Consider the following 11603-nt stretch of genomic DNA (forward strand, 5'->3'; position numbering starts at 1 on the left):
GTTGTCGGGCTCATAGCAGCCGAGGGCCGTGACTGCCCGTCCGGTCAGACCGAGCGGCGGGCCAGGGCGCGTCGGCGCTGGTCGGTCGCTGCGCGCGCGCGCTCGACGGCCTCGGTCTCGGTAACGTCGAGCAGGTGGTCGATCACGCGCGCCAGATGATCGCGCATCGCGTTGCGCGCGTCGATCGGCGAGCGGGCCTCCAGGGCACTGAGAATCCGGCCATGTTCGATCATGCGGTTCTCGGTACCGAGGCTGCCGGCCTTCGCCAGCACTTCGCGCGCGAGCGGCGAGCGGAACCGCATGTCCCAGAAATCGGTGACGGCCGAGATGATCACGGCATTACCCGTCGCCTCCGCGATCGCGATGTGGAACCGGCGATCGGCGTCCTCCGCCGCTACCGTATCGTCCTGATCCATCTCCGCCAATATGCCGCGCAATTCCAGCAGCTGCTGCTCGTTTATCTCGGTTGCGGCGACGGCGGCGACCTCGCCTTCGAGCAGACGGCGCGCCTCGGTGATCTCGAACGCGCCGATATCGAGTTCCTGTTCCGAGTCGTTCGACGAGGATGCCAGGACGAACACGCCCGATCCCTTGCGGGCCTCGACCATGCCCTTCATCTCGAGCGCGATCATCGCCTCGCGGATCGTCGGCCGGCTGACCTTGAACCGCTCGGTCAGGTCGCGTTCGGCGGGCAGGCGGGCGCCAACCTGGTATACGCCGTTCGCGATGTCCGTGATGATCGCCTGTACGATCTTGCGGTAGAGTTTACCGCCGCCTTCAGCGCCTTGCATTGCGTTCCTCGTTCGATGCGCGCCCGTCCGAACGTCGGCGCTGCTCCCTACATCGCCCTGCGCGGCGCAGCGTCAAGTGCTGTCGATCCGAAAAGTGCCGGGTTGCCTGATAATAATGCCTTACAATCCTGTTGCATGTGGCCCGACCACAATTTAGGGTCGGTTCAGGAGAGGCCGTACGACAGTGTACATGTCGGCGGTGAACGATGTGAGACAACCGGATTCGTCCGGAGAGGGTCGCCCAACCCGCGCTCGCAGAAAAGAGAAAAGGGGAGGCGGATGACTCGAGCGCTCGCAATTCTTACCTTGGCGGCGGCGCCATTGATGACGCAGGCATCGGTGTATGCTGCACCTCCGGGTCCTGCAGCATCGACGCAGCAATCCGCCACCAACCAAACAAAGGCGCCGTGGCGCGACGTGACTCCGCGCGAGGGCCTCGCCGGCTGGCGGGCGACCGGCGGCAAGGCAAGCTATGCGTTCGAGAATGGCGAACTGATCGGGCGCGCCGAGCCCGGCAAGACCAACAGCTGGCTCGTGTCCGAGGCGCAATATGGCGACTTCATCATCGAGTTCGACGCGAAGACCGATCCGGCGCTCAATTCCGGCATGATGATCCGCGGCCAGAGCCGACCCGATTACCGCGACGGCGTGGTGCACGGATATCAGGCCGAGATCGATCCGTCGTCGCGCCGCTGGAGTGCCGGGCTGTACGACGAGCAGCGGCGGCAATGGCTCTACACGCTGGGTCGTAACGAGGCGGCGCGCCAGACCTTCCGCTCGGGCGACTGGAACCACTATCGTGTCGAGGCGATCGGCAACCGCCTGCGAACGTGGATCAACGGCGTGCCTGCCGCCGATGTGGTCGACGACGTCGACGCACGCGGTTTCATCGCCTTCCAGGTCCACGCCATCCCCGATGCGGAGGCTGCACGGCATCCCGAAGTGCGGTTCCGCAAGGTCCGCATGATCACCGACGCGCCGGCGCGGTTCGCAATGCCCGCGACGGCGCTTGCCGAGCAGGGATGGCTGACCAACCGCCTGTCCGCGGGCGAGCAGCGCGCGGGTTGGAAATTGCTGTGGGACGGGAAGACCGGTGCCGGCTGGCGTAGCGTCAAAGGCCAGAAGTTTCCGGCATCGGGCTGGTCGATGGCCGATGGCGTATTGCGCGTCGAGGGCGGCGGGGGGGGCAGCGGGGGCGATATCGCGACGACCCGCGACTACCGCGATTTCGAACTGTCGATCGATTTCAAACTGACGCCCGGCGCCAATAGCGGGATCAAGTATTTCGTCGATGCCGGCCTGCTCAAAAAGGGCGAGTCGATCGGGCTGGAATATCAGTTGCTCGACGACGAGCGGCATCCCGATGCCAAGATGGGGCGCGACGGCAACCGGACGCTCGGGTCGCTCTATGACCTGATCGCGGCGAAGAACCTGTCCGATCCCGACAGCCCGGGCAAGCGGATCAATCCGCCGGGCGCCTGGAACCGCGCGGTGATCGTCGTGCGGGGCGCGCATGTCGAGCATTGGCTGAACGGCTTCAAGATGGTCGAATACGACCGTGGATCGCCCGCGTTCCGCGCGCTGGTGGCACAGAGCAAATATGCCGGCGTGCCCGGTTTCGGCGAGGGCAAGCAGGGACCGATCCTGCTGCAGGATCACGGCGACCGGGTGGAATTCCGGTCGATCAAGTTGCGCGAACTCTGAAGGGGGATGGATCGATGGACCGTCGGACGATGATCAAGGGCGCGGGCGCCACGGTAGGGCTCGGGCTCGGCGTGGCGATGAGTGCGCGCAGCTATGCGCGGATCAAGGGGGCGAACGACCGGCTGAGCGTCGCCGTGATCGGCGTGAACGGACGCGGCCAGGCGCATATGGGCGCGTTCACGAAGGTGCCGAACGTCGAGATCACGCATTTCTGCGACGTGGACTCGGCGGTGCTGGCCAAGCGTGCGGGCGAATTCGCGGCGCGCGGCAATCCCGCGCCCAAGACCGAAGGCGACTACCGCCGGGTGTTCGACAACAAGGCGGTGGACATCGTCACGATCGCGACCCCGGACCATTGGCACGCCAAGCTCGCGGTCGACGGGATGAAATCGGGCCATCACGTCTATTGCGAAAAGCCGATCGGCATCGCACCCGCCGAGGGCGAGGCGATGATCGCCGTGCAGAAAAGCACCAAGCGCGTCCTGCAGGTCGGCAACCAGCAGCGATCGAGCCCCGAGACGCGGCAGCTGCTCGCGCTCGTCCAGGCCGGCGAGCTGGGCGACGTCTACGAGGCGCAGACCTGGTATGCGAACAACCGCAAGACGATCGGCAAGGGGCAGGTGACGCAGCCGCCGGCCAATCTCGACTGGGCGATGTGGCAGGGGCCACGGCCGCGCGCGCCGTACCGGTCGAACCTTGTCCCCTATAACTGGCACTGGTTCTGGCAATACGGGACCGGCGAGATCTGCAACAATGCGATGCACGAACTCGACGTCGCGCGCTGGCTGATGGGGCTGACCTATCCGAAGACCGTCTCCGCGCAAGGTGCCAAGCGCTTCCATGCCGGCGACGACTGGGAGATGTACGATTCGCTCGCGCTGGATCTGAACTACGACAATGACCGCGTGATCCGCTGGAACGGGCAGAGCTGCAATGCGATGCTGACCTATGGGCGGGGGCGCGGCGTCCTGCTGCTGGGTACCAAGGGGTCCGCGGTGGTCGATCGCAACGGGTTCGAACTTTACGACCTGGCGGGCAAGTCGGTCCGGCAGGTGATGGCCAAGGCGAGCTCGGAGACGACCGGCACGGTGGGGGAGGGCATCCTCGACGTCTATCATGCGGCCAATTTCGTCGACGTGATTCGCGGCCGCGCGGCCACGCTCAACTCGCCGATCGCCGAGGGGCATATCAGCACGACGCTCTGCCATCTGGGCAACATGGCCTATCGCACCGACAGCGTGCTGACCGTCGATCCGACGACCGGCAAGCCGAGCAGCGCCGAGGCGATGAAATTGTGGTCGGTCGCGTACGAACCCGGCTGGGAGGTCAAGGCCTGACGTGAGCATCGCCGCGCAGGTCGAGCGCTTCGTCGCGATGGGCACACGGATCGAGCTGCACGTGTTCGGCGTCGGGTCCGCGGATGCGCTGGTTGCGGCGCGGCGCGCGATCGAGGCGGTCGACGATGCGTTGACGATCCATCGACCGTCGCCGACGACCGCGGTCAACGACGATCTGCTTGCGGGGCGGGGCGTCGCGATCGACGATCCGCTGCTGATCGCGGCGCTGGTCGCGGTGCAGGACGCGCATGGGCTGACCGGCGGGGTGTTCGATCCCGCCGCCGACCGCCGGTTCGGCGGCGCGGGCTGGGGCGACGTGGTGTTCGACCCGCGGACGGCATGGATCTCTGCGACACGACCGCTCGCCCTGGATTTCGGCGGGTTCGGCAAGGGGTTCGCGCTCGACCGGGCCTGTGCGGTGTTGCGCGACGCGGGCGTCGTCTCTGCGTGTCTGTCGGCGGGGGAGAGCTCGCTGGCGGTGATCGGCGAGCATCCGCTCGGCGGCGGTTGGCCGTTCGCGATCCCCCATCCGGCGCGGGCGGACACGGTGCTGGTCGAGCTCGAACTCGTTGACGAGGCGCTGTCGATTTCGACGACGGTGGGGGCGGGGACGCGCGCGCCCGAGCGTGCGGCGATGATCCGGCCCAGCGACGGCGCGATCGTGACCGCGGCGCGCTGTGCGGTGGCCGTCGATCGCAACGGTGGCCGGGCGGAGGCGCTGAGCACCGCGCTGTTGGTCGCGGATACCGAACAGGCGCGACGGTTGCTGGACGGTGGGCCGGGCCGGCGTTTCCTGTATGATCTTTCCAAAGAGGCGGCGCCGACCGTCGACGTAACGAGGATGCAAGCGGCATGACCGACAAGGATTTCGACCTCACGCGGCGATCGTTCATCGATCGCGTGATGATGGCGACCGCGGGTGCGGGGATGGCGGCGGCGGCACCCTGGGTGGTGTCCGCAGCGTCGGCGGCTGGTGCCGATCCGGTGAAGACGAACCCGGTCCGGCTCGGCGTGATCGGCACCGGGGATCGCGGCCGCACGCTGATCCAGAACATCGCCAAGACGCGCAACTGCACCGTCGTGTCGATCTGCGATACCTATGCGCCGAACCTGGCGAAGGCGCGGCAGTGGATCGGCCCGACGACGCGCAGTTTCAACGATCACCGCGCGATGCTCGACGCGGGCGGGATCGATGCGGTGGTGATCGCGACGCCGCTCAACATGCACGCACGGCATAGTTTCGATGCGTTCGATGCCGGGCTGCACGTGTGGTGCGAAAAGGCGATGGCGCGGACCATCACCGATTGCGGTGCGATGGTGACGCGCTCGAAGGCGGCGAACAGGGTGCTCCAGATCGGCCACCAGCGGATGTTCCACCCGACCTATCTGAACGCCCTGAAGCGCGCCAAGGCCGGCGAGATCGGCTCGCTCACGCAAATTCGCGCGAGCTGGCACCGCAACAACGCATGGCGCCGGCCAGTGCCCGCCGACGCGACCGATCGCCAGATCAACTGGCGCCTGTACCGCGACAGCTCGGCAGGGTTGATGACCGAACTGGCGACGCACCAGCTGCAGGTCGGCAACTGGTTCTTCGACGCGGCGCCGACGCGGGTGATGGGGTCGGGCAGCATCTGTTTCTGGAAGGACGGCCGGGAAGTCTACGACCATGTCGCGCTGATCTACGAATATGCCGGCGGGCGGAAGTTCATCTACACCTCGCTGCTGAACAATGCGCGCTATGGTTGCGAGGAGCAGATCCAGGGCAGCAAGGGCACCATCGAGCCCGAACTCGGCCGGATCTACCAGGAAGTGCCGGCCAAGGTGCTGGCACTGCAGCGGATGCAGAAGGACGTCGCGCGCGGTCACAAGCGGACCGTGCCGATTGGTGGCGCCACCTGGTTCCCCGAACTGCCCGTGACGACGCCCGGCGAGTCGCTCGGCTGGGGCGAATATGACGAGACGATGCTGCAGTTCGAGGGCTTCGCCGAAGCGGTGCGCGCGGGCAAGCCGCTGCCCGGGCTGCTGCGTCAGGCTTATCAGGCGAGCGTCGCGTCGCTGCTCGGCGAGCAGGCGATGGACCGTGGCGAAGCGATGACCTGGCCGACGAATCTGGTCGCGATCTGACAAGGGGAATTAGCTGTGACCGATACCAACCGACGCGGAATCCTCGGCCTCGGCCTGACCGCTGGCCTCGCTGCCGGGTTTGCCGCCGACGCCTTTGCGCAATCCGCTACACGCGGCGATGCACCGACCGAAGCTGCGGTCGCCCGGCCAGCGCCGGACGCGAAATACCGCGTGCCGTTTGCCGTGATCGGGATGGACCACAACCATATCTTCGGCATCACCGATGCGATCATCCGCGGCGGCGGGGTGCTCACCACCTTCTACGCGACCGATCCGAAGCAGATCGCGGTGTTCAGGAAACGCTATGGCGAAGTGAAGCTGGCGCGGTCCGAACAGGAGATCCTCGACGACCGCACGATCAAGCTGGTGTGCAGCGCGGCGATCCCGAGCCTGCGTGCACCGCTGGGCATCCGGGTGATGCGTGCGGGCAAGGATTACCTCAGCGACAAGGCGGCGATGACGACGCTGAAGCAGCTTGCCGACGTGCGCCGCGCAATCAAGGAAACCGGGCGCAAATACGGGATCATGTATTCTGAAAGGCTCGAGGTGCCTGCCGCGGTGATGGCGGGGCAGCTCGTCCATGATGGCGCGATCGGGCGTGTGATCCAGACGGTAAACCTCGCGCCGCACCGGCTGTCCGCCGCGAGCCGTCCCGACTGGTTCTGGGACCCGGCGCAGAACGGCGGCATCCTGACCGATGTCGGCAGCCACCAGGCCGACCAGTTCGTCTATCTGACGGGCAGCAAGCGCGCGCAGGTGGTCGCATCGCAGACCGGCAATTTCGGTAATCCCGCGCATCCCAAGTTCGAGGATTTCGGCGACATGATGCTGAGCGGTGATGGCGGCGCCGGCTATGTCCGCGTCGACTGGTTCACGCCCGACGGGCTGCCGACCTGGGGCGACGGCCGGCTCTTCATCCTCGGCACCGAGGGTTATATCGAGCTCCGCAAATACGTGGATATCGTCGGGCGGCCGGGTGGCAACCATCTGCTGATCGCCGACAAGAAGGGGACGCGCTACATCGATTGCTCGAAGGTACCGTTGCCGTTTGGGCCGCAGTTCGTGACCGATATCGTCGAACACACGTCGGTGGCGCAGGACCAGGAGGGCGCGCTGCTTGCGGCCGAACTTGTACTGACCGCGGAGGCTCGTGCGACACCCGCACGACGATAAGGCGTCAGCTCGTGCGGATCGGACAAGCGTATGGCTTCACTTGGCGTTGCCATGGGTAATTGGCTTTGGCTCGGCGGCCGCACCGGCGTAGCCCTGATCGACTAGGACGCTCCGTTAAACCAGCAAGTCGATCCGTACCTCGGGACGAGGAGTGACGACAAGTACGTCACGATTATGGGCCCAACTCTCGAATTTGGCTAATCCACCGTAGGTCGAAAACGATCGCGTCCACGACGCGCAGCGCGACCTATGAATTTGAGTAACACCCAGATGAACGGATGGCCGAAGTTGGGAATGCAATAGTACGCCGATAATGACCGGTTCTGGGTTTTACAAATTAAGGTTTGCTCTTGGCGCACCAATCACTCTCAAACGCTTAGCCGCTTAGAAGGTCTATGCGGACGTCCGCATGCCAGGTCATCATTATTATACATTTGGCTCTGGTAGGTTAGTACCGTTCATGTGCGACGACTTCGAACTGTACGCCATAGCATTCAACTTATTTTGCGACGGTCTAATTGGCAACCGTCGCAGGTGCTCATCGACCTTGACCAAGGGAACAAGCTTGGCGGCATCCTGCCCAGTCGGCAACGCGGTCGAAGCGGTAAGCCGTGCGGCGGGGTCGTCACAGCGCAGTGTTGCCGACTTGCCGCCGTCCTTTCTGTAGGCGTTAGTGGTGCCGTCGTCCTCGTAGAGCGAGAAACTGGTGTTCCGGCCATGACCACTATTTTACATGAATTCATCGCATCTGCCGGATGACAAGCTTAGCAGCCTCATCGTCACAATTTTCCGCGCGAACGGCGCGCTGATCGCTGCCGGGGACGATCTGGTCGCCGACCTCCGCCTGACCAGTTCTCGATGGCAAGTGCTGGGAACCGTAGCGCAATCCCCGATGCCGCTGGCCGTCGCGTCGATCGCGCGGAACATCGGTCTGACCCGTCAGGGTGTCCGGGCGATCGTTAAGGAACTTATCGAGGCGGACATGGTCCGCCTGGAGGTCAATCCCCACCATCGACGTTCGCAACTTGTGGTTCTCACACCCCTCGGGGAGCAGGTCAGCGCCGAAGCGCTGACCCGCCAGCGGCCGTGGGCGCAATCGCTTTTTCGGGACATCTCTCCCGCGCGCATCGCCGATGCCACTGATCTTCTTCACCGCCTGATGGAGAGGCTGGCAGCGGGTCGTAATGAAGGAACAGGATCATGAACGATACAATCAGAGGTTTCGATACTGACGTCATCATCGTTGGCGCGGGACCGATCGGCCTCACGCTTGCCCGCGCGTTGAGCCATCACGGCGTTTCGTATCGCATCTTCGAACGCAAGCGGCAGGGATCGACAGATTCCAAGGGCCACAACATGATCGCGCGCTCGCAGGAGCTTCTGGACGCGATCGGCGTGCGCGATGCTTTGGCGGCGCAATCCTACGCTTCGACGCAGACCCAGATCATCCTGGATCGCGTACCGTTGGCAAGGCTGGACACGCGGGACTCGGGCAGTCGTTACGAGGCGGTTCTGTTTTCGGGTCAGGACGTCATCGAGAACGTCTTGGCGGACAGCCTGGGCGATGGGAACGCCGTGGAGCGAGGGCGCCCGGTCCTCGGCATCGAGGCCGATGAGGACGGTGTCGTTGTATCGGTCGGCCATGTCGATGCCGATGGCGAGAAGCGCAGCGAAGCAACGGCGGAACGCCTGCGGTGCCGGTATCTTGTCGGCGCGGACGGCGTGCGAGGAACGGTTCGCAAGGCGGTAGGCCTCGACTTCTCGCCCACCGAACTCGAAGGCACGGCAATCCGGCAGGTCGATGCCAAGCTTGAGTGGCGCCGCTCGACAGACTTCGACGAGCTATGGTTCTTCCTCTACCCCGATGGCTTCGCCGGCGTGATGCCCGTCTGGGAGGGGGTATATCGACTGTTCTTCATGGAAGCGGACACGGACATGCCGGCGCGAGAGCCGACGCTCGACGAGATGGTCGCGCGCGCTCGCGAGGTCATCGGTGACGAGACCTTCACCATGACCGATCCGGTGTGGTTCAGCTATGGCAAGTTCAAGCATGGCGTCGCGCCCGACTATGCCCGGGGACGCGTGTACCTGGTCGGCGACGCCGGCCACACCACGTTGCCGATCGGTGGCCAGGGTATGAATGCCGGCTTCCACGACGCCGTGGGTCTCGGCTGGCGCCTGGCAATGACACTTGCGGACGCGTGCGGTTCGTCCGTCCTCGACAGCTTTGCGCCAGAGCGCCACGGTGCCCACGCGGCGTTGGGAGAGCAGCAGCTGAAGGGGTTTCACCAGTTGATGGACAGAAGCCGCCTCGCGGACGCTGCCGTCAAGACGGTATCCGGATTCATTCCCAACCTGGCTTCCCGCGTCTTCGGCGGTAGCGATTTGGCGCAACTCGAACTGGCCTACCTAGACAGCCCGCTGAGCGAGGATCACTTTTCAAAGCTAAACCCCAAACGGCACGGCGCGGCCAGGGCCGGCGACCGCGCGCCGGACGCAGCCATGACGACGGTCAGCGGCGATGCCGTTACCCTGCACCAGGAAATCTACAACCCGGACGGGAAGAGCTGGGGCTGGCGGCTCCTCGCGTTCGACGGCCGCGACGCCGGATCGCGCGCGGACCTGTCGCGCGGCATCGCCGCCGTCGCGGCATGGTCATGGGTGCGTCCGCTCTTGGTTCTGGCCAATCCCCGGCCAGCGGACGACGGCACCGAGGCGACGCGGTGCCTGTTCGATCTCGATGGCCTCGCCCACCATAGCTCCCGCTAATCGATGAGATGTCGATCAGAATTAATGCATTTAAGTCGTTGGGATAACGCGAGTTTATTAAAAGCGAACCTAGCAGGCCCTCACCTTCTCGTAGTTGTAAATGCCGAATAAGTATCAAGAAGTCGGCGAGCGCGATCAATGACGGGTTTGTCGACGAGTTTGCCGTCGATGGCAACGGCACCAAACGCGCCGTCGATAGCGGCAGTCACACGGGTGGCCCAGTCCACGTCAGAGGCGGAGGGCAGGAATGCTGTGTTGACGATCCCCACCTGTCGTGGATGGACACAAAGCTTTCCGCCGAAGCCGAAGCGACGTGCATGGTCGGTGTCACGTGCCAGCGCCTCGTCGTCAGTGAGGTCCGTCGAAACGCCATCCACCGGTGCCGCAAGCCCTGCGTTTCGCGAGTGAAGGACGAGGTGGGTACGGACATAGTCGATCTCGGCTTGATCGCCGTCGATGCCGGCGTCAGCCTGGAAGTCTACCGTGCCGAACGACAACCGTGAAAGACCGGGCGCAGTGACGAGGTCCGCCAAGTTCAAGATCGCCGAAACGGTTTCGACGAGCGCATGGAGGGGCTTGCCAGTTACTGCCTCTTGCATCGACGCAAAGTCCGATGCGCGCTCGGCCTTGGGCAGCATCAGTCCGGCGACGCCTGGCAACGCCGCGAGTGCGCGCACGTCGTCCGCATGCCACTCGGTATCGAGACTGTTGACGCGCACGAAAAACCGCGGCGCTGTCAGGCCTGCGAGCGCATCATGGATCGTATCGCGCGCGGCGGTCTTGCTGCCAGGGAGAACGGCGTCTTCGAGATCGATCACCACCATGTCCGCGCCGCTCGCGCGCGCCTTTTCGAAACGCTCGGCGCGATCGCCGGGGACGAACAGGATGCTGCGGGCGGCAATGGTCATGGGACGTCCTCTAAAGGCCGGATACGGGATCGCGGCGGAAGGTCTGGGAATAGGAATAGCGGTCCGCGGGATGGGTATTGATCGCCATCTCGACGACCTCGCCGCGTGCGTTCAGATACTGGCGCGTCAGGCGGAGGCCCGGTGCGCCGGTCTTGGTTTCGAGCAGCCGGGCGATCGGCGCGGGGATCGCCACCGCTTCGATATGCTGGCGGACCTCGGCGACGCGCTCGCCGAACTGCTCCTCGATCCGGCTGAAGATCGGCATCGAACCGACGTCGTCTTCGAGCTTCAGGCTGCGGAAGGCGGGGTGGAGATAGATGTCCGAATAGGAGATCGGGCTGGTTCCGGCGGCGCGACGCAGCGCGCTGAGATGGAGCCAGGTCTGGCCTGAAGTGGCGTCGACCTGTTGGGCGATCGGCCCTTCCAGCGCGATCGTCTCACGCGCGATGATGGAGAGGCTGGTTTCGTTGGTGTATTGCTGGAGATCGGACAGCCCCTCCATCACCTGGCGATAGGCGGCCGGGCGCGACAGCCCACGGACGCGCGTACCGACCCCGGCCTGGCGCGAGACCATGCCCGATTGCGCGAGCCGCTTGATCGCTTCGCGGACGGTGAAGCGGCTCGCGCCGAACTGGTCGCAGAGCTCGAACTCGGTCGGGAGCAGCGTGCCGATCGGATAGCGGCCATCCTCGATCTCGTTGATTAGCGTCTGGGCGAGTTGCAGGTAACGCGGTTGCTGACGAAGCTGGGGCATCGGATATCCATCGGTCGCTTTGTCGGGTGATCCGGACAATAGC

Annotated in this window: 10 protein-coding genes and 1 pseudogene; 7 read left to right on the forward strand and 4 right to left on the reverse strand. The window is 64.9% G+C overall.

Going from position 1 to position 11603, the window contains the following annotated elements:
- Positions 1-44: 44 nt before the first annotated feature.
- Positions 45-791: a FadR/GntR family transcriptional regulator gene (locus tag HMP09_RS02340; RefSeq protein ID WP_176499014.1), complete on the reverse strand. Its 747-nt coding sequence runs from the start codon at positions 789-791 to the stop codon at positions 45-47.
- A gap of 279 nt (positions 792-1070) precedes the next feature.
- On the opposite strand from HMP09_RS02340, the gene HMP09_RS02345 reads away from it, so the two are divergent.
- The 5 genes from HMP09_RS02345 to HMP09_RS02365 are packed head-to-tail and all read left to right on the forward strand — an operon-like array spanning position 1071 to position 7129.
- Entirely contained in the window at positions 1071-2495 is a 1425-nt protein-coding gene (locus HMP09_RS02345; RefSeq protein WP_232090570.1) for a 3-keto-disaccharide hydrolase, read from the forward strand.
- A 14-nt stretch (positions 2496-2509) separates the two neighbouring features.
- The gene (locus HMP09_RS02350; protein WP_176499015.1) at positions 2510-3832 is read left to right on the forward strand and encodes a Gfo/Idh/MocA family protein; all 1323 of its coding nucleotides are present in this window, start codon (positions 2510-2512) and stop codon (positions 3830-3832) included.
- Between the two features lies 1 nt (position 3833).
- Positions 3834-4688: an FAD:protein FMN transferase gene (locus HMP09_RS02355; protein ID WP_232090572.1), complete on the forward strand. Its 855-nt coding sequence runs from the start codon at positions 3834-3836 to the stop codon at positions 4686-4688.
- Positions 4685-5956, forward strand: coding sequence for a Gfo/Idh/MocA family protein (locus HMP09_RS02360; protein ID WP_176499016.1), 1272 nt, complete (start codon positions 4685-4687; stop codon positions 5954-5956). Before HMP09_RS02355 ends, HMP09_RS02360 begins: the two co-directional genes overlap by 4 nt.
- A gap of 15 nt (positions 5957-5971) precedes the next feature.
- Positions 5972-7129: a Gfo/Idh/MocA family protein gene (locus tag HMP09_RS02365; RefSeq protein WP_176499017.1), complete on the forward strand. Its 1158-nt coding sequence runs from the start codon at positions 5972-5974 to the stop codon at positions 7127-7129.
- A gap of 426 nt (positions 7130-7555) precedes the next feature.
- Here the strand turns inward: HMP09_RS02365 and HMP09_RS02370 are convergent.
- Positions 7556-7792 (reverse strand): annotated as a pseudogene (locus HMP09_RS02370) (hypothetical protein); the annotation flags it as partial.
- A 70-nt stretch (positions 7793-7862) separates the two neighbouring features.
- Between HMP09_RS02370 and HMP09_RS02375 the strand changes: the two are divergent.
- Both HMP09_RS02375 and HMP09_RS02380 read left to right on the forward strand, forming a co-directional pair.
- Entirely contained in the window at positions 7863-8333 is a 471-nt protein-coding gene (locus HMP09_RS02375) for a MarR family winged helix-turn-helix transcriptional regulator (protein WP_176499018.1), read from the forward strand.
- Between the two features lie 77 nt (positions 8334-8410).
- Positions 8411-9898: an FAD-dependent monooxygenase gene (locus HMP09_RS02380; RefSeq protein WP_232090574.1), complete on the forward strand. Its 1488-nt coding sequence runs from the start codon at positions 8411-8413 to the stop codon at positions 9896-9898.
- 80 nt (positions 9899-9978) lie between these two features.
- On the opposite strand, the gene HMP09_RS02385 is transcribed toward HMP09_RS02380, so the two are convergent.
- Together HMP09_RS02385 and HMP09_RS02390 are read right to left on the reverse strand one after the other, a co-directional pair.
- The gene (locus HMP09_RS02385; RefSeq protein WP_176499020.1) at positions 9979-10806 is read right to left on the reverse strand and encodes an HpcH/HpaI aldolase/citrate lyase family protein; all 828 of its coding nucleotides are present in this window, start codon (positions 10804-10806) and stop codon (positions 9979-9981) included.
- Between the two features lie 10 nt (positions 10807-10816).
- Entirely contained in the window at positions 10817-11560 is a 744-nt protein-coding gene (locus HMP09_RS02390; protein ID WP_176499021.1) for a GntR family transcriptional regulator, read from the reverse strand.
- Positions 11561-11603 lie beyond the last annotated feature (43 nt).

This window comes from Sphingomonas sp. HMP9 (assembly GCF_013374115.1).
GTDB lineage: Bacteria > Pseudomonadota > Alphaproteobacteria > Sphingomonadales > Sphingomonadaceae > Sphingomonas.